Source organism: Kosakonia sp. MH5 (genome assembly GCF_009935945.1).
GTDB classification, from domain to species: domain Bacteria; phylum Pseudomonadota; class Gammaproteobacteria; order Enterobacterales; family Enterobacteriaceae; genus Kosakonia; species Kosakonia radicincitans.
This window is the reverse complement of the sequence record NZ_QODH01000012.1, coordinates 100,884-119,621: the sequence shown is the minus strand read 5'-3', so window position 1 is coordinate 119,621 and position 18,738 is coordinate 100,884. Positions and strand designations below refer to the sequence as shown.

16 protein-coding genes are annotated in these 18,738 nt (G+C 53.2%); 8 read left to right on the top strand and 8 right to left on the bottom strand.

The genetic code is table 11. The features are described 5' to 3' along the window. The first annotated feature begins 228 nt into the window (after positions 1-228). Both DK872_RS23805 and mdtD read left to right on the top strand, forming a co-directional pair. Positions 229-918 (top strand): FadR/GntR family transcriptional regulator, encoded by a 690-nt coding sequence (locus DK872_RS23805; protein WP_007369350.1) that lies wholly within the window; start codon positions 229-231, stop codon positions 916-918. A gap of 11 nt (positions 919-929) precedes the next feature. Then, the gene (gene mdtD, locus DK872_RS23800) at positions 930-2,333 is read left to right on the top strand and encodes a multidrug transporter subunit MdtD (protein WP_007369351.1); all 1,404 of its coding nucleotides are present in this window, start codon (positions 930-932) and stop codon (positions 2,331-2,333) included. Here the strand turns inward: mdtD and rbsR are convergent. The 7 genes from rbsR to kup all read right to left on the bottom strand — a co-directional run bounded on the left by rbsR (position 2,325) and on the right by kup (position 10,256). Next, on the bottom strand, positions 2,325-3,317 hold the full coding sequence (gene rbsR / locus DK872_RS23795) for a ribose operon transcriptional repressor RbsR (RefSeq protein WP_007369352.1): 993 nt from the start codon (positions 3,315-3,317) through the stop codon (positions 2,325-2,327). The genes mdtD and rbsR overlap by 9 nt on opposite strands. Positions 3,318-3,320: 3 nt before the next feature. Continuing rightward, positions 3,321-4,250, bottom strand: coding sequence for a ribokinase (rbsK, locus tag DK872_RS23790; protein ID WP_007369353.1), 930 nt, complete (start codon positions 4,248-4,250; stop codon positions 3,321-3,323). A gap of 112 nt (positions 4,251-4,362) precedes the next feature. Then, positions 4,363-5,253, bottom strand: a complete 891-nt coding sequence (gene rbsB / locus DK872_RS23785; RefSeq protein WP_007369354.1) for a ribose ABC transporter substrate-binding protein RbsB — start codon at positions 5,251-5,253, stop codon at positions 4,363-4,365. A gap of 26 nt (positions 5,254-5,279) precedes the next feature. Next, positions 5,280-6,245, bottom strand: a complete 966-nt coding sequence (rbsC, locus tag DK872_RS23780) for a ribose ABC transporter permease (RefSeq protein ID WP_007369355.1) — start codon at positions 6,243-6,245, stop codon at positions 5,280-5,282. Between the two features lie 5 nt (positions 6,246-6,250). Further along, the gene (gene rbsA / locus DK872_RS23775) at positions 6,251-7,756 is read right to left on the bottom strand and encodes a ribose ABC transporter ATP-binding protein RbsA (RefSeq protein ID WP_007369356.1); all 1,506 of its coding nucleotides are present in this window, start codon (positions 7,754-7,756) and stop codon (positions 6,251-6,253) included. A 7-nt stretch (positions 7,757-7,763) separates the two neighbouring features. Continuing rightward, positions 7,764-8,183, bottom strand: coding sequence for a D-ribose pyranase (gene rbsD / locus DK872_RS23770; protein ID WP_007369357.1), 420 nt, complete (start codon positions 8,181-8,183; stop codon positions 7,764-7,766). Positions 8,184-8,387: 204 nt separating this feature from the next. Further along, entirely contained in the window at positions 8,388-10,256 is a 1,869-nt protein-coding gene (gene kup, locus DK872_RS23765) for a low affinity potassium transporter Kup (RefSeq protein WP_007369358.1), read from the bottom strand. 222 nt (positions 10,257-10,478) lie between these two features. On the opposite strand from kup, the gene ravA reads away from it, so the two are divergent. Next, positions 10,479-11,975 (top strand): ATPase RavA, encoded by a 1,497-nt coding sequence (ravA, locus tag DK872_RS23760; RefSeq protein ID WP_161518471.1) that lies wholly within the window; start codon positions 10,479-10,481, stop codon positions 11,973-11,975. After that, on the top strand, positions 11,969-13,420 hold the full coding sequence (gene viaA / locus DK872_RS23755) for an ATPase RavA stimulator ViaA (RefSeq protein WP_007369360.1): 1,452 nt from the start codon (positions 11,969-11,971) through the stop codon (positions 13,418-13,420). The genes ravA and viaA overlap by 7 nt, the downstream gene beginning before the upstream one ends. Here viaA and asnA read toward each other — a convergent pair. Then, a complete protein-coding gene (gene asnA, locus DK872_RS23750; protein WP_072440502.1) occupies positions 13,417-14,409 on the bottom strand; it encodes an aspartate--ammonia ligase in 993 nt (330 codons plus the stop codon). The two genes, viaA and asnA, sit on opposite strands and share 4 nt — an antisense overlap. Positions 14,410-14,559: 150 nt before the next feature. Here asnA and asnC point away from each other — a divergent pair, with 150 nt between their 5' ends. From asnC to rsmG, 4 genes are all read left to right on the top strand, one after another. Next, positions 14,560-15,018, top strand: a complete 459-nt coding sequence (gene asnC, locus DK872_RS23745) for a transcriptional regulator AsnC (RefSeq protein ID WP_007369362.1) — start codon at positions 14,560-14,562, stop codon at positions 15,016-15,018. A 119-nt stretch (positions 15,019-15,137) separates the two neighbouring features. Beyond that, positions 15,138-15,587: an FMN-binding protein MioC gene (gene mioC, locus DK872_RS23740; RefSeq protein ID WP_007369363.1), complete on the top strand. Its 450-nt coding sequence runs from the start codon at positions 15,138-15,140 to the stop codon at positions 15,585-15,587. Between the two features lie 372 nt (positions 15,588-15,959). Next, positions 15,960-17,849, top strand: a complete 1,890-nt coding sequence (mnmG, locus tag DK872_RS23735; protein WP_007369364.1) for a tRNA uridine-5-carboxymethylaminomethyl(34) synthesis enzyme MnmG — start codon at positions 15,960-15,962, stop codon at positions 17,847-17,849. Between the two features lie 94 nt (positions 17,850-17,943). Then, positions 17,944-18,567: a 16S rRNA (guanine(527)-N(7))-methyltransferase RsmG gene (rsmG, locus tag DK872_RS23730; RefSeq protein WP_144134644.1), complete on the top strand. Its 624-nt coding sequence runs from the start codon at positions 17,944-17,946 to the stop codon at positions 18,565-18,567. The last annotated feature ends 171 nt before the right edge of the window (positions 18,568-18,738 follow it).

Here is an 18,738-nt window from a genome sequence, read left to right as displayed (position 1 = left end):
CACCTGACAGGCCGGTGTGTATGCCGTTGTGCCGTGTCAGTGGAGGCGCATTATAGGGAGATAATTCTGGCTGACAACCCCTAATTTAAAAAAAGTTTTCAACCGTGTCTTTTTTCAACAAAACGCGGCAAAAAGAGGCATGAATAACTGATTTTGCTGTTTTTGCCACCACTGACAGATATCGAATGGCATACTAGCGAGTGATACAAAGAAAAAAGGAAGTGAGAAATGCCTTTAAACGCACAGCAGCTTGCCGCGCAGAAAAACATCTCCTGGGTGTTAGCAGAGAAACTGGCGCAACAGATCCTGAAAGGTGAATATGCTCCGGGCTCGATTTTACCGGGTGAGATGGAACTGGGTGAGAAGTTTGGCGTCAGCCGCACCGCAGTCAGGGAAGCGGTAAAGACATTAACCGCAAAAGGGATGGTCTTGCCTCGCCCGCGTATTGGCACCCGGGTAATGCCCCGCGACAACTGGAACTTCCTTGATAAAGAATTATTGTTCTGGTGGATGCACGAGGATAACTTCAAGGAAATCATTCAGCACTTCCTTATTATGCGCAGCAGCCTTGAACCTCAGGCTTGCCTGCTCGCAGCAACACTCGCCAGCGCAGAACAAAAAGCGTATCTCAATACCCTAATGGAAGAGATGGTTAGCCTGAAAAAGGACTTTAACCGCGAACGCTGGATTGAAGTGGATACGGCCTGGCACGAACACATTTACGCGATGAGTGATAACCCCTTCCTTATTTCTTTCTCTTCACTCTTTCACTCGATTTACCACACCTACTTTACCTCTATAACTCAAAACGAAGTGATCAAACTCGACCTTCACCAGGCGATAGTGGACGCCATTCAGGAAAGCGACGGCGAAAGCGCATTCCGGGCGAGCCAGTTATTACTGAATACGCCTAATTAACGGGAATTGGTATGACAGAGAAGAAAGCGCGCAGTATGGCCGGCCTGCCATGGATCGCAGCAATGGCTTTTTTTATGCAGGCACTGGATGCCACCATTCTTAACACCGCCCTACCCGCAATAGCACAGAGCCTTGGCCGCTCCCCGCTGGCGATGCAATCCACCATCATTAGTTACACGCTGACCGTGGCCATGCTGATCCCGATGAGCGGTTGGCTGGCAGACCGTTTTGGCACTCGTCGGGTATTTATGCTGGCGGTAAGCCTGTTTACCCTCGGCTCACTGGCGTGCGCGCTCTCCAACTCACTGTCAATGCTGGTTGTGTTTCGTGTCATTCAGGGGATTGGCGGTGCGATGATGATGCCGGTGGCCCGTCTGGCATTACTACGCGCGTATCCGCGCAGTGAACTGCTGCCGGTCCTGAACTTTGTCACCATGCCCGGGCTTGTCGGGCCGATTCTTGGCCCGGTATTGGGCGGCGTGCTGGTCACCTGGGCAAGCTGGCACTGGATCTTCTTGATTAATATTCCGATTGGTATAGCTGGCCTGTTTTATGCGCGGAAATATATGCCGAACTTCACCACGCCACGGCGAAGTTTCGATATGGGGGGCTTTTTCCTTTTTGGTTTGAGCCTTGTACTGTTTTCCAGCGGCATGGAGTTATTTGGAGAGAAGCTGGTCGCCAGCTGGATTGCTTTCGCGATTATCCTCAGCGGTCTCGGTTTGCTTTGGGCTTACGTTCGCCATGCGCGTCGCCACCCTGCTCCACTGATATCACTCAATCTGTTTAACACCCGCACCTTTTCCGTCGGCATCGCCGGGAACATTGCTTCCCGCCTGGGGACGGGTTGCGTACCGTTTTTGATGCCGCTGATGTTGCAGGTCGGTTTTGGGTATCCCGCGCTGATTGCTGGTTGCATGATGGCGCCAACCGCGCTGGGCTCTATTCTGGCAAAATCCACGGTCACACAGATATTGCGCTGGTTCGGTTATCGCAAGACGCTGGTTGGTATTACGCTGTTTATTGGTTTGATGATTGCCCAGTTCGCGCTGCAAACGCCGGCGATGGCAGTATGGATGCTGGTGCTGCCGCTGTTCATCCTGGGGATGGCAATGTCCACCCAGTTTACCTCGATGAATACCATTACTCTGGCGGACTTAACCGATGAAAATGCCAGCAGCGGCAACAGCGTCCTGGCAGTCACGCAACAGTTATCGATAAGTCTGGGGGTCGCGGTCAGCGCTGCGGTGCTGCGTTTCTATGAAGGGTTCGATAGCATTAATACCGTGGAGCAGTTCCACTACACCTTTATTACCATGGGCGCTATCACGCTGCTCTCCGCGCTGGTCTTTATGCTGCTGAAAGCGAAAGATGGCCGCAACCTGATCAAAGAGCGCCACAAAAAATCAGGCTGAACCACGCTCTATCAGAATCGGCGTGAGCTGCAACCGCTGTTGCTGCAAACCCGGTTCAGCAATACGGTGGATAAGCACGTCAATTGCCAGCTCACCCAGTTCATCTTTTGGTTGATGGATAGTGGTGAGCGGTGGAGTCATATAGCGCGCCAGTTCAATATCGTCGTAACCGACAATCGCCATATCTTGCGGGATCTTCAACCCGGCCTGATACAAAGCCTGGTATGCGCCAACAGCCATCGCATCGTTGCCGATAAAAACCGCCTGCGGGCGTTCGTTCATCGCCAGTAATGCCTGCATGGCATCAAAACCGCCGCCGAATTCAAAGTCGCTCTCGATTTCATCGCCTTCACGGATGGTTAACCCGGCGCGCGTCATCGCTTCGCGATACCCCTCCAGACGCAAACGCGCAGGCGTTTTATCCAGTGGCCCGGTGATACAGGCTATACGCGTGAATCCTTTATTGATCAGGTACTGCGTTGCCATATCGCCACCCAGCAAAGAGTTATCCTGAATCAGATCGCTATCACCGTTAAACGGCGCCCAGTCCATCATCACGGTCGGTATGGAAGGATAGCGCTGCATGATCTCTTGCGAAGGTTGATGGGTCTCGGTGCACAGCAGCAGCAACCCGTCGACGCGCTTCTGCATCAGCGTTTCCAGATTACTGTTCATCCGCTGTTCATCGCCTTCGGTATTGCACAACACCAGGCTGTAACCGCGCTCAAAACAGCTACGCTCCACGCCGCGCACCAGCTCGGAATAAAAGGGGTTAGTACTGGCGGTTATCAGCATGCCGATGGTGCGGGTCTGATTGATTTTCAGGCTCCGCGCCAGCGCAGAAGGGGCATAGTTCAGCGTTTTGATCGCTGCTTCCACCTTCTCCCGAACAGCATCACTGACAAAGCGATCTTTGTTAATAACGTGGGATACCGTTGAGGTGGAAACGCCCGCCACGCGGGCAACATCCTTCATGGTGGCCAAGTTTCACCCCTGCTGAGAGAGAAAATCATCAATCTCTTTGCGCCACGGAACAGAAGGTTGCGCGCCTTTACGCGTGACAGCAATCGCCGCTGCCGCATGAGCAAAACGGATCGCTTCATCCAGCGTTTTATCTTCCAGCAATGCCGTCAACAGCGCGCCGTTAAAGGTATCGCCAGCGGCAATGGTATCAATGGCTTTCACTTTAAAGCCGGGGACGCGTTTACCTTCGCCATTAACACTTGCCCATACGCCACGGCTGCCAAGGGTAATAATTACCGTCTTGATCCCTTTGGCATGCAACGCCTGCGCGGCACGCGCGGCGTCTTCATCACTGTCAACGCGAATACCAGTCAGTTTTTCCGCTTCGGTTTCATTTGGTGTGATGATGTCCACCAGCGCCAGCAGTTCATCGGAAAGTTCCCGCGCCGGAGCCGGGTTAAGCGCAACGGTTGTGTGGTTCTGCTGCGCGATGCGCGCGGCAGCCAGTACGCTTTCTACCGGCGACTCCAGTTGCATCAGCAATGCCGATGCGTTCGCAATCAGCGCGTGCTGCGCTTCTACGCGTTCAATCGAGAGCGCCGCATTCGCTCCCGCATGAATACCGATGACATTCTCACCTTCGCCATTAACAAAAATCAGCGCCACACCGGTGGATTCCCCCGCAACAACGCTTACTGGCGCGACATCAATATGATCGCTTTCCAGCTGCTTACGAACACGAACGCCCGTGTCGTCATCGCCCGTGCAGGCAATAAAAGCGATATCAGCGCCGCTACGCCCGGCGGCAACCGCCTGGTTTGCGCCTTTACCACCGAAAGCCACCTGATACTGGCTGCCAGTGACGGTTTCGCCCGGCGTCGGGAAAGATTCAAGGTTAAGAATGTGATCGGCATTGATACTACCAAGGACGACGAGTTTGCCTGCGGTTTTCATGATGAGCTTGTCCATAAAGTGCGCCACCGTTCCCGGTGGCGCGTGCCATGCTTTTCTTTATTTTTACGTTGTCCCCAGGCGGCAGGTTCAAGCCTACCGACTGAACTGCTTATTACTGCTTGATGACCAGTTTCAGGTCAACCGGGTTTTTCGCGTAGACTTTTTCGCCTTTCAGCACTTTGTCTGCGGTATCAACACCTTTCGCGCCAATTTGCTCCGGCAACTGAGCAATCGTTGCTGCCAGTTTACCGTCATTTACAGCTTTAATACCGTCTGGCGTACCGTCAAAACCCACCACCATCACGTCGGTTTTACCGGCAGTTTGCAGTGCACGCAGCGCGCCCAGCGCCATTTCATCGTTCTGGGCAAAGACTGCCTGAACATCCGGGTGAGCCGTCAGCAGGTTCTGCATAACGTTCAGGCCTTTAGTACGATCAAAGTCTGCCGGCTGGCTGGCCAGCACGTTAAATTTATGAGCAGCAACGGCCTGCTGGAAACCTTCGCCACGTTCACGTGCAGCGGAAGTCCCGGCAATACCCGCCAGTTCGATAACTTTCGCACCTTCACCCGCTTTTTTAGCGATGTAGTCGCCAGCAATTTTGCCGCCGAGCACGTTGTCAGACGCAATGTGGCTTACCACTTCACCGCTGCTTGCTACGCGGTCGAGGGTAATTACCGGGATTTTTGCCTGGTTAGCCATTTTGATCGCGTTACCAACAGCATCGGAGTCTGTCGGGTTAATCAGCAGCAGTTTGGTACCGCGAACGGTCAGATCCTGCACGTTGGCCAGCTCTTTGGCCGGGTTGTTCTGCGAATCCAGGACAACCAGGTCATACCCCAGTTTATCCGCCTCTTTCTGTGCTCCATCCTTCAGGGAGACGAAGAACGGGTTGTTCAGCGTGGAAATCACCAGAGCAATAGAGTCTTTCGCCATCGCGTTTGCGCTAATGGTGGCGCTCAGTGCAACAGCAGAAACCAGAGTGGCCAGTTTTTTCATGTTCATATTCACGAGTCCTGTTGTGTAGGTAATTACTGCTTTTTGTTGTCTACCAGCACCGCGAGCAGAATCACCACTGCTTTAACGATCATCTGGTAATAGGAGGAAACGCTCAACAAATTCAATCCATTATTGAGGAAGCCCAGAATCAATGCGCCGATCAACGTCCCAACAATGCGACCTTTACCGCCAGCCAGACTGGTTCCGCCCAATACCACCGCAGCAATAGCATCCAGTTCATAACCGGCCCCAGCAGTAGGCTGTGCAGAAGAGAGACGCGCCACTTCAATAATGCCCGCCAGTGAAGCCAGCAGGCCGCACAGCGAGTAGACGATAATTTTCACTTTATCGACGGAGATGCCGGACAAGCGCGTCGCCGCTTCGTTACCGCCCAAAGCATAGATATAGCGACCCAGGCGAGTTTGATGCAATAAATACCAGGCGGCGATAAAGACCACAGCCATCAGCCACACTGGCGTCGGGATCCCGAGCGGACGGCCAATACCAAACCAGCCAAAAATATCTGCGTTAGCGGTAAATCCGGTATTGATTGGGCTGCCATTGGTATAAACCAGCGTTACGCCGCGCAGCAGCAACATCATTACCAACGTAGCGATAAACGCCTGCACGCGGCCTTTCGCGACAATCGCCCCGGTAACGGCGCCGATAGCCGCCCCCAGCGCCAGCGCGCCAGCAACGGCCACCAGCGCATTCACTTCCACGCCAATCATCGATGCCGCAACCGCGCCGGTGAGCGCCAGCAGGGAACCGACGGACAGATCAATTCCCGAGGTCAGGATAACCAGCGTCATCCCCACCGCCATAATGGCGTTTACCGAGGTTTGTTGCAGGATATTCAGCAGGTTATTGACGGTAAAAAAGTTCGGACTCATGGTCGAAACAATCGCAATCAACACCAGCAAAGCAATTAACGATTTTTGTTCCATTAGCCATGCTTTGCTGAAATAACGGCGACCAGAAACAGCCTGGGTAGTCATCTTTTTTACTCCTGATTCACACGATTAAGCTTGCCCACAGCGGCAGCCATCAACACTTCCTGAGTGGCCTGCTCGCGCGTGAATTCACCGCCGAGATGCCCTTCATGCATCACCATAATGCGATCGCTCATTCCCAGCACTTCCGGCATTTCAGAGGAGACCAGGATGATGCTCAGCCCGTCTGCCTTGAACTGGTTAATAAGCTGATAAATCTCTTTTTTCGCCCCAACATCGACGCCACGCGTCGGTTCGTCGAGGATCAGCACTTTTGGCCGCGTCATCAGACCACGGGCAATCGCCACTTTTTGCTGATTACCGCCGGAGAGCAAACCAATCGCCTGTTCCATCGATGGCGTTTTCACATTGAACAGACGGATAAAATCATTCACCGCCTGCTGTTCATCTTTATGCTTCAGCGAACCGCCCGCACGGCTGAAGTAACGCAGTGCCGTCAGCGACATATTCTCTTTCACCGACATGCCGAGCACTAAGCCGTCGCGCTTACGGTCTTCTGAAATATAGACGATGCCGTTCGCCAGCCCGTCCTGCGGAGAGCGGGTGATCACTTCATGGCCGTCGAGTGTCACATAACCGCTGGTGCGCGGCAGTGCGCCATACAGCACTTTCATCAGTTCGGTGCGGCCAGCGCCCATCAACCCGGCGACGCCAAGGATCTCGCCTTTGCGCAGGGTGAAACTGACGTTTTCCACGCCGGGACCACACAGATTATTGACAGTAAGGCGCACTTCGCCCGGCGCTTGATCCAGACGCGGGTATTGGTCTTCCAGCTTGCGGCCAACCATCATTTCGATCAGCGTATCTTCGGTGAGCGTCGCCACTTCACGCTCGGCGATAAACTGCCCGTCACGGAAAACCGTCACATCATCGCAAATCTCGAAGATCTCTTTCAGACGATGGGAGATATAGACAATGCCGCGCCCCTGCGATTTCAACTCGCGGATCACGCGGAACAGCGATTCAGTTTCGGTGTCCGTCAGGGCATCGGTGGGTTCATCCATAATGATGACCTGTGATTCGTAGCTCATCACTTTGGCGATTTCGACCATTTGCTGATCGCCAATGGAGAGTTCGCCTACAAGCCGATCGCTCTTAAAGCGCAGATTCAGTTTGGCCAGCAGCTTGTCGGCTTCAGCAAACATCTTTTTCCAGTCGATTTTACCGAAACGATTGACGAACTCACGTCCGAGAAAAATGTTCTCAGCAATGGTGAGCTGCGGGATCAGGTTCAATTCCTGGTGGATGATGCCGATACCGGCTTCCTGCGATGATTTTGGGCCGTTAAAGGTGGTCTCTTTTCCCAGCCACAGCAGCGAACCAGCGTCACGGGTATAGATGCCCGTAAGCACTTTCATCATCGTGGATTTACCGGCACCATTTTCGCCCACCAGCGCCATCACACGGCCAGGATAGACGTTCAGCGCCGCGCCGGAAAGCGCTTTAACGCCGGGGAATGCTTTATCGATCCCCTTGAGTTGCAGTAACGCGTCCATGATGGCCTCAGAAAGTGACGCCAGCACAGAGAATGATATTCGCAAACGGGGAACACTCCCCGCTGCGAATCACCGCATGACTGTCCGCGGTGTGTTTTTTAAACTGCTCGTGCGTAACGTACCGCACTTCTATGGTGTTTCCCTGGTGTTGTTGCAGTTGCTCAAGAGACTTAAGCAACGTTTCGTGGAGCTGCGGATTATGTTCTTTGATTTCCAGCGCCAGGATAGCGGATTCAACTTGCATTTCGGTTGTCACCACATCCAGCACCTGCATAAAGGACGGTACGCCCTGCGTTAGCGCCATATCGATTCGTTGCGTATTACGCGGCACCGGCAACCCGGCATCACATACCACCAGCGTATCGGTATGACCAAGACGAGAGATAACTGACGAAATGTCAGTGTTCAATACACGACCTTTTTTCATTTTTTATGCTCCACTAGCGAAACGTTTCGCTGAACGCAGTGTAGTACAAAGAATAATCTTATAACTATGTCTCAGTTACAGAAGTGTGATCGATATCGAAACGTTTCGCGTCTGAATGTGATGAAAAAAACAGCTTGATTATCTTAAATGAAATTAACAGGCATAAATAACAAAAACCCCTCATAAGGAGGGGTTTGATAAACGCTAAATTTCGACCTGTGTTCCCAGCTCGATAACCCGGTTTGGCGGGATTTCAAACTGGTCCGGCGCGCGCAGCGCGTTGCGCTGTAATACCAGGTAGAGCTTACCGCGCAGCCGCAAATACCATGGTCGTTTACCGAGAATCAACGACTCATGCGACATAAAGAAGGAGGTTTCCATCATCCGGCAATTGAGCCCCTCCAGACCACAGCGGTGGAACACCTCTTCAACGTTCGGCGTTTCGCGCCAGCCGTAACTTGCCACCACGCGCCAGAAAGTTGGCGACAACTGTTCAATTTGCACCCGACGCACATTGTGGACGTAAGGTGCATCTTCAGTACGCAGCGTCAGCAGAATCACGCGTTCATGCAACACCTTGTTGTGCTTCAGGTTATGCATCATGGCAAACGGAATGACATTCAGCGCGCGGGACATGTACACCGCCGTACCCGGTACACGAACCGGCGGCGATTTCTCCAGCGACGCAATCATCGCCTCCAGAGAGTTGCCGTGTTCGTGCATACGGCGCAGCAGGCGGAACCGTTCGCTTTTCCAGGTAGTCATCACCAGGAACATCACCATGCCGAGCGTTAACGGCAACCAGCCGCCGGAGACGATTTTATCGAGGTTCGCCGAGAACAGCGGCACATCAATACTCAGGAATAAAATCAGAATCAGCCCCACCAGCACTTTATTCCAGTGCCAGTTTTTGCGTGCCACGGTCGTGGAAAGAATTGAGGTCAGCACCATCGTCCCGGTAACGGCAATACCGTAAGCCGCCGCCAGATTGCTGGAGTGCTCAAAGCTGACAATCACCAGTACCACCGCAAAATAGAGCAGCCAGTTAATGAAAGGGATATAGATCTGCCCGGATTCCATCTCCGAGGTATGAATAATACGCATCGGCGCCAGATAACCCAGACGCACGGCCTGGCGAGTCAGGGAGAAGACGCCTGAAATAACCGCCTGCGACGCAATGACCGTCGCCAGCGTGGCGATAATCAGCATCGGGATCAGCGCCCACTCCGGTGCCAGCAGGAAGAAGGGGTTCTTAATCGCTTCCGGCGTTTTCAGCAATAATGCGCCCTGGCCAAAGTAATTCAGCGCCAGCGACGGCAGCACCACAATAAACCACGCCACGCGGATCGGCAGCTTACCGAAGTGTCCCATATCCGCATACAGCGCCTCGACACCGGTGATCGACAGCACCACGGCGCCAAGCGCAACAAAAGAGACCGTCTTGTACTCAAGGAAGAAATTCACCGCCCAAAGCGGATTCAGCGCCTGCAACACTTCAGGGTTTTCGATAATACCGCGCGCGCCGAGCACGGCCAGAATCAAAAACCACGCCAGCATGATCGGTGCAAACAGTTTCCCCACCAATCCGGTACCGTGCTTCTGAATCATAAACAGCAGGGTTAAAACGATAATCGACAGCGGCACAATCCAGCTATCGAGCGAAGGCGCGACAATCTCCAGCCCCTCTATCGCCGACATCACCGAGATCGCGGGAGTAATAACCACCTCACCATAGAAGAAGCTACCGCCAATCAATCCCATGATCACCAGCATCGAAGTCATTCTGGCCGAAGTGTTGCGACCGGCCAGCGACATCAGCGTCAGAATACCGCCTTCACCGGCGTTATCCGCGCGCATGACGAATGTCAGATACTTAATGGAGACCACAAAAACCAGTAGCCAGAAGATCAGTGACAAAAAGCCGAAGACGGCATCGCGCTCAACACCGAAACCAAACTGACCAGACAAACATTCACGAAGTGTATAAAGTGGGCTGGTGCCGATATCACCGTAGACAACCCCAATTGCCGCGAGAGTGACAGCGGGTAACGATTGTTTATTATCAGTGCTCATAGACTAATCTTTTGTTTGAATGACAAATGTGTGCTTAGTCCCTTGGCCCACAAAAAGCGCACAGTATGCACGATTATTTGCAAAATCGTACCCCTAAATGCGGCCACATTAATCTGGCGCAATGAAAATAAAGCCGTTCTTCAGTCTATTACAAGCCCTTTCGGAAACGTCTATACTCGCTTTTGCAAGCCGGATAACACGGCGAAAGGACGCAAATCTATTATGGCTCACTCACATTTATTAGCAGAAAGAATTTCCCGCTTAAGCAGCGCGCTGGAAAAAGGACTCTTTGAGCGTAGCCACGCTATCCGGTTGTGCCTGCTGGCTGCGTTGAGCGGCGAGAGCGTATTTCTTCTTGGCCCGCCAGGCATTGCGAAAAGCCTGATCGCACGTCGCCTGAAATTCGCCTTTAAACATGCCCGCGCCTTTGAATACCTGATGACGCGCTTCTCCACGCCGGAAGAGGTTTTTGGTCCGCTCTCCATTCAGGCGTTAAAAGATGAAGGGCGCTATGAGCGCTTAACTGACGGTTATCTTCCGGAAGCAGAAATCGTGTTTCTGGATGAGATCTGGAAAGCCGGCCCGGCGATCCTCAACACCCTGCTCACCGCCATTAACGAACGTCGCTTCCGTAACGGCGCGAGCGAAGAGAAGATCCCGATGCGTTTGCTGGTGGCCGCCTCGAACGAACTGCCGGAAGCCGACAGCAGCCTCGAAGCGCTGTATGATCGCATGTTAATCCGCCTGTGGCTCGATAAAGTGCAGGAGAAGGGGAATTTCCGCTCCATGCTGGTCAGCCAGCAGGACGAAAACGAAAACCCGGTACCCGCCGAACTGCAAATCACCGACGAGGAATATCAGCGTTGGCAACAGGATATTGGGCTGGTCAAACTGCCCGATCCGGTATTTGAGCTGATCTATACGCTACGCCAGCAGCTCGATGCCTTACCGAATGCGCCGTATGTTTCCGATCGCCGCTGGAAAAAAGCTATCCGCTTATTACAGTCCAGCGCCTTTTTCAGCGGGCGCGATGCGGTTGCCCCCATTGATTTGATCCTGCTGAAAGATTGTCTGTGGCACGATGCCGAAAGCCTGCGTTTGTTGCAGCAGCAACTGGATATTTTGATGACCGGGCACGCATGGCAGCAACAATCGATGCTGACACAGCTCACCAGTATCAATCAGCGTCATATGCAGCTTCAGCAGCAACAAAGCGACAAAACCGCGCTGAAAGTCAGCCGCCAGGGCGGTATGTTCAGCCGCCGTCCGCACTATGATTTACCCGAAGGTCTGAACGAACCGCTGTTAACGCTACTGTTACAGCAGCCGCTAAAATTGCACGATTTACAGGTAATTCACGTCACTATTGAGCGCAATGCGCTGGAGCAGTGGCTGGCGAAAGGCGGTGAAATCCGCGGCAAGCTTAACGGTATCGGTTTTGCGCAACCTTTAAATCTTGAAGTTGATACCTCGCTTCATCTGGTGATCCGCGATGTCAGTTTGCAGGGATCGCGTCTTGCGCAGCCTGGCGCCACTACCGAAAACGTCCCGGAAGAGATAGCCCAACAACTGGAAGCGCTGGATAACACCTGGCACCAGCAGCACACCCGTTTTAGCGAGCAGCAAAAATGCCTGTTCGTCTCTGGCGACTGGTTGGGTCGCATTGAAGCCAGTCTGCAGGACGTCCGCGCACAGATCCAACAGGCGCGTCAATGCTAACGCTGGAAACACTGAATGTGATGCTTACCATCAGCGAAGAGACGCTGGTAGAAGAGCTTATCGTTCTGCTGCTGGCTTCTCCGCAACTGGCGCTGTTTTTTGAAAAATTCCCGCGCTTAAAACATGCGATCACGGAAGATATTCCCCGCTGGCGCGAAGCGCTAAAAAAGCATCTGAAAGAGACCGCTGTGCCGCCGGAACTGGCGGAAGAAGTGCTGAGTTACCAGCAAAGCCAGCTACTCTCAACATCGCAATTTATCGTCCAGTTACCGCAGATCCTGGCATTACTGGAAAAGTTGCATTCGCCTTTTGCCGCCCAGGCACGGCAAATGGTAACGGATAACCCGCAGTTCACACCCGCTTTGCATACCCTCTTTTTGCAGCGCTGGCGTCTGAGCCTTGTCGTGCAAACCACCACCTTTAATCAGCAATTGCTGGAAGAGGAACGCGAGCAGTTGTTGAGTGAGGTGCAGGAGCGCATGACGCTGAGCGGGCAGCTGGAGCCGGTACTGGTCGAAAATGAGAACGCCGCCGGACGCTTGTGGGATATGAGCGCCGGTCAGCTTAAACGCGGCGACTACCAGTTGATCATCAAATATGGCGATTTTCTGAAAGAGCAGCCGGAGCTTCAGCAACTGGCGGAGCAGCTTGGCCGCTCGCGGGAGGCGAAATCAGTGCCGCGTAAAGATGCACCGATGGAAACGTTCCGCATGCTGGTGCGTGAACCGGCAACCGTACCGGAACAGGTCGATGGTTTGCATCAGAGCGATGATATTTTGCGCCTGTTGCCGCCGGAGCTGGCAACGCTCGGCATTACAGAACTGGAATATGAGTTTTACCGGCGGCTGGTGGAAAAGCAGCTGCTCACCTACCGTCTGCACGGCGATGCCTGGCGGGAAAAAGTTACCGAACGCCCGGTGATCCATCAGGATTTTGATGAGCAACCGCGCGGGCCGTTTATCGTCTGCGTTGATACTTCCGGTTCAATGGGCGGGTTTAATGAGCAGTGCGCGAAAGCATTCTGCCTGGCGCTGATGCGCGTGGCGCTGGCGGACAAACGGCGCTGCTTTATTATGCTGTTTTCCAGCGAAGTTGTGCGTTATGAACTGACCAGCGCGCAGGGGCTTGAGCAGGCGATCCGCTTTCTGAGCCAGCGCTTTCGTGGCGGAACCGATCTGGCAAGCTGTTTTCGGGCGATCATTGAACGGATGCAGGGCGGCGAATGGTTTGATGCCGACGCCGTGGTGATCTCGGATTTTATCGCCCAGCGCCTGCCGGACGATATCATTAGCAAAGTGAAAGAGTTGCAGAACGTTCACCAGCACCGCTTCCACGCGGTGGCTATGTCGGTACATGGTAAGCCCGGCATCATGCGTATTTTCGATCACATCTGGCGTTTTGATACCGGGATGCGCAGCCGTCTGCTGCGACGCTGGCGGCGTTAGAGCAGGCCGGAAACCTGCCCGCGAACCATTGCGGGCCACACACCGCACTGTACCTGGCCGATATGCGACAGTTGCAGCAGCAGCATCGTCAGACGCGACTGACCAATACCGCCGCCGATGGTTTGCGGCATCTCACCGCGCAGAAGCGCCTGGTGCCACTCCAGTTGCAACCGATCTTCGTCACCGGTGATCCGCAACTGACGTTTCAATGCCTCCGCATCTACGCGGATCCCCATCGAAGAGAGTTCCAGCGCATCTTCCAGCACCGGGTTCCACACCAGAATATCGCCGTTCAGGCCGCTAAAACCGGCCTCAGCAGGCGTGCTCCAGTCATCATAATCCGGAGCGCGCACATCGTGGCGCTTGCCATCGCTGAGTTTGCCGCCAATCCCCATCAGGAACACAGCGCCCAGTTCTTTCGCAATCGCTTTTTCCCGCCCTTTAGCATCCAGTTCCGGGAAGCGGCTGAGCAGCGTTTCGCTGTGCACAAAATGGATCTGTTCCGGCAGAAACGGTACAAGCCCAAAGGTTTCGCTGACGGCGGCTTCAGTCGCTTTGATCCCGGCCCAGATCGCTTCAACAGTGGATTTCAGCGTTGTAACATGGCGCTCGCCATCGCCCAGCACCCGCTCCCAGTCCCACTGATCAACATAAACGGAGTGAATAGCCGAAAGGCGGTCTTCATCCGGACGCAGGGCTTTCATGTGGGTGTACAAGCCTTCCCCGGCGCTGAAATCATGCTGGCCCAGCGTCTGTCGTTTCCATTTCGCCAGCGAATGCACCACCTCAAAACGGGCATCCGGCAGCGTTTTCACATTAACCTGCACCGCTTTTTCACATCCTGACAGGTTATCCTGCGTGCCATCACCGACGCGGCTGAGGATCGGCGCCTGAACTTCAATCAGACCCAATTTCTCTTCCAGTTGGCGGGAGAAAAAAGATTTCACGAAGGCGATTTGGCGTTGTCTGGCGATGTAAGAGGTTTTCATTATGTTACTCCTGTCTTCTGTTGCTGATAATTAAGCAACAAAATGCCGCCTCAACTCAATAATCCATAATTAAAAAGGCCAGTACGGTTTTAAATCGATAAAATAAGCGGGTAAAATAGAAAGAATCTCTATCCTTCATAAGAAAACCCTATGGAAAATTATCAGATCGATAATCTGGACCGCGGCATCCTCGACGCTTTAATGGCCAATGCGCGCACCGCTTATGCCGAACTGGCCAAACAATTTGGCGTCAGCCCCGGTACCATTCATGTGCGTGTAGAAAAGATGAAGCAAGCCGGGATCATCACCGGCGCGCGTATCGATGTCAGCCCGAAGCAACTGGGTTACGATGTCTGCTGCTTTATTGGCATCATTTTGAAGAGCGCAAAAGATTACCCTTCAGCGCTGGCGAAACTGGAAAGTCTGGAAGAAGTGACCGAAGCCTATTACACCACCGGCCACTACAGCATCTTTATAAAAGTAATGTGTCGATCCATCGATGCCCTGCAGCAGGTACTTATCAACAAGATCCAAACAATTGATGAAATTCAGTCCACGGAAACATTGATCTCCCTGCAAAACCCTATCATGCGTACGATCCGCCCTTAACAGGGCGTTTTTCTCCTTCCTTAATACCCATATTGTCCACAGGTAGATCCCAGGCCTTTCACAGCGTACAATACGCCTCACTTTGTCGCCGGATGGCGAATAAACGGAGCGGGGTTTTCATGGCGGATATTACTCTTATTAGCGGCAGCACCCTCGGCGGTGCGGAATATGTGGCGGAACATCTGGCTGAAAAGCTGGAAGATGCCGGTTATAGCACCGAGACGCTGCACGGCCCGCTATTAGAGGATCTTTCTCCGCAGGGCATCTGGCTGGTTATCAGTTCCACCCATGGTGCCGGCGATCTGCCTGAGAACCTGCAGCCGTTTTTAGACGATCTACAGGAACAGAAGCCGGATCTCGCGCAGGTGCGCTTTGGCGCGATCGGCATCGGCAGTCGCGAATATGACACCTTCTGCCAGGCAATCGAGAAGATTGAGGACGCGTTGAAGGCAAATGGCGCGAAACAGATCGGTGAAACGCTGAAGATCAACATCCTTGAACACGATATTCCGGAGGATCCAGCAGAAGAATGGCTGGGATCCTGGAAAAATTTACTCAAGAACGATTAAAGATTGCGCGATCAGTTGTGGATAACTGTGCTTAAAAGGCCTTATTAACCGGTAGTTATCCCATGAACAACTCTTGTTTAGTTTTCAGCCTGTGTATAAACAGGCATTCTGATCCCAGCTTATACTGTTCAGGATCACCGATCATTCACAGCTAATGATCCTCTCTAATAAATTGATCTTACAGCGATGATCCGGGTTATCCACAAGGCATCGCGATCCTAATAAGAGATCACAATAGAACAGATCTCTCTATATAAAAGATCTTCTTTTTAATACCCGGGATCCGGATCTTTCTCACTGGGCTAAAGTTGAGTAGAATCCACGGCCCGGGCTTCAATCCAATTTTTAACCGCTTAGGCGAGGCATACCACCATGTTTTATCCGGATCCTTTTGACGTCATTATCATTGGCGGGGGTCATGCAGGTACTGAGGCCGCGATGGCTGCAGCACGTATGGGTCAACAGACTCTGCTTTTGACACACAATATCGACACGCTGGGACAGATGAGCTGCAACCCGGCGATCGGCGGTATTGGGAAAGGACACCTGGTAAAAGAAGTGGATGCGCTCGGCGGGCTGATGGCGAAAGCGATCGATCAGGCGGGCATTCAGTTTAGGATACTAAACGCAAGCAAAGGCCCGGCGGTGCGCGCCACTCGTGCGCAGGCAGACCGTGTGCTTTACCGTCAGGCGGTACGCACCGCTCTGGAAAACCAGCCGAACCTGATGATCTTCCAGCAGGCGGTTGAAGATCTGATCGTGGAAAACGATCGCGTTGTTGGCGCAGTTACCCAGATGGGGCTGAAATTCCGCGCTAAAGCTGTGGTACTGACGGTCGGGACATTCCTTGACGGTAAAATCCACATCGGCCTTGATAACTACAGCGGTGGCCGCGCTGGCGATCCGCCGTCTATTCCGCTCTCGCGTCGCCTGCGTGAACTGCCGTTGCGTGTCAGCCGCCTGAAAACCGGTACGCCGCCGCGTATTGACGCCCGTACCATCGACTTCAGCGTTCTGGCGCAGCAGCACGGGGATAACCCGATGCCGGTATTCTCGTTTATGGGTAACGCCGCGCAGCATCCGCGTCAGGTACCGTGCTATGTCACGCACACCAATGAAAAAACCCATGACGTGATCCGTAATAACCTCGATCGTAGCCCGATGTACGCTGGCGTGATCGAAGGGATCGGCCCGCGTTACTGCCCGTCGATCGAAGACAAAGTGATGCGCTTTGCCGATCGCAACCAGCATCAGATCTTCCTGGAACCGGAAGGGCTGACCTCCAACGAAATTTATCCGAACGGTATCTCCACCAGCTTGCCGTTCGATGTGCAGATGCAAATCGTCCGTTCCATGCAGGGGATGGAAAACGCGAAGATCGTGCGCCCTGGCTATGCCATTGAGTACGATTTCTTTGACCCGCGTGATTTGAAGCCGACGCTGGAAAGCAAATACATCCATGGCCTGTTCTTTGCCGGCCAGATTAACGGTACCACTGGTTACGAAGAAGCTGCTGCGCAAGGGCTGCTGGCCGGTCTGAACGCCGGGCGCTTCTCTGCTGAAAAAGAGGGCTGGGCGCCGCGTCGCGACCAGGCTTACCTCGGTGTGCTGGTGGACGATCTCTGCACGCTCGGCACCAAAGAACCGTACCGCATGTTCACCTCCCGCGCGGAATATCGTCTGATGCTGCGTGAAGATAACGCCGACCTGCGTCTGACCGAAGCTGGTCGAGAGCTGGGTCTGGTGGACGATGAACGCTGGGCGCGCTTTAACGAGAAGCTGGAAACGATTGAACGTGAACGCCAGCGTCTGAAATCGCAGTGGGTTTCACCATCATCGGAACATGCTCCGGCGGTGAATGCGCACCTGACTGCGCCATTATCGCGTGAAGCCAGCGGTGAAGATCTGCTGCGTCGCCCGGAAATGACTTATGAACAACTGGTACAGTTGACACCGTTCGCGCCGGGTCTTGATGACCAGCAGGCGGCTGAACAGGTTGAAATCCAGGTGAAATACGAAGGTTACATTGCACGCCAGCAGGATGAGATCGAAAAACAACAGCGCAATGAAAACACTTTGTTGCCGGCATCGCTGGATTACCGTCAGGTGAATGGCCTGTCCAACGAAGTGATCGCCAAACTTAACGATCACAAACCTTCCTCGATCGGTCAGGCATCCCGTATCTCAGGCATCACGCCAGCGGCTATTTCCATTTTGCTGGTATGGCTGAAAAAACAAGGTATGCTGCGCCGCAGCGCTTAATAGTATTGCCCGGCAGTGCTTGCCGGGCCGATTGAACTTTTAGGACGGGCCGCATCGCGCTGCCTGCCGCTTAGTATCTCAACAGGTATTCACTGTGCTCAATAAACTCTCTCGTCTGCTGGATGAAGCAGGCATTTCGTTGTCGGTTGAACAGCAGAAACAGCTGGTGGCCTATGTCGAACTGCTGCACAAATGGAACAAGGCCTATAACCTGACCTCTGTGCGCGATCCGAACGAGATGCTCATCCGCCATATTCTCGACAGCATTGTCGTTGCGCCGTACCTGCAAGGGACACGTTTTATCGATGTTGGTACTGGGCCGGGCTTGCCGGGGATCCCGCTTTCAATCGTCCGTCCTGAATCCCATTTCACACTGCTCGACAGCCTGGGGAAACGCGTTCGTTTCTTACGCCAGGTGCAGCATGAGCTGAAATTGAGCAATGTTGAGCCGGTTCAGAGCCGCGTTGAAGATTTCCCGGCCGAACCGCCATTTGACGGTGTGATTAGCCGCGCCTTTGCCTCGCTGAATGATATGGTGAACTGGTGTCACCATTTGCCGGGTGAAGAGGGGCGTTTCTACGCGCTTAAAGGTCTGGTGCCGGAAGATGAGATCGCGCTGTTACCTGCGGAGTTAGCCGTTGAAGCTATTGTTAAACTGAATGTTCCGCACCTGGAAGGCGAACGTCATCTGGTGATCGTTAAGCCAAATAAAGTTTAATTTTTATCAAAAAATGTATCTTTCGTGCTGTTGCTTAGATGTTAAAAAACGAAGGAAAAAAGGGCGATACGTTCAGTTACATTTCACCGTCTTGTTACCAGGATTTTTCTGACATTTAACGTCCAGAATTTGATTCATGGAAATAATAGTCAACAGCGAAAATATCAGCCC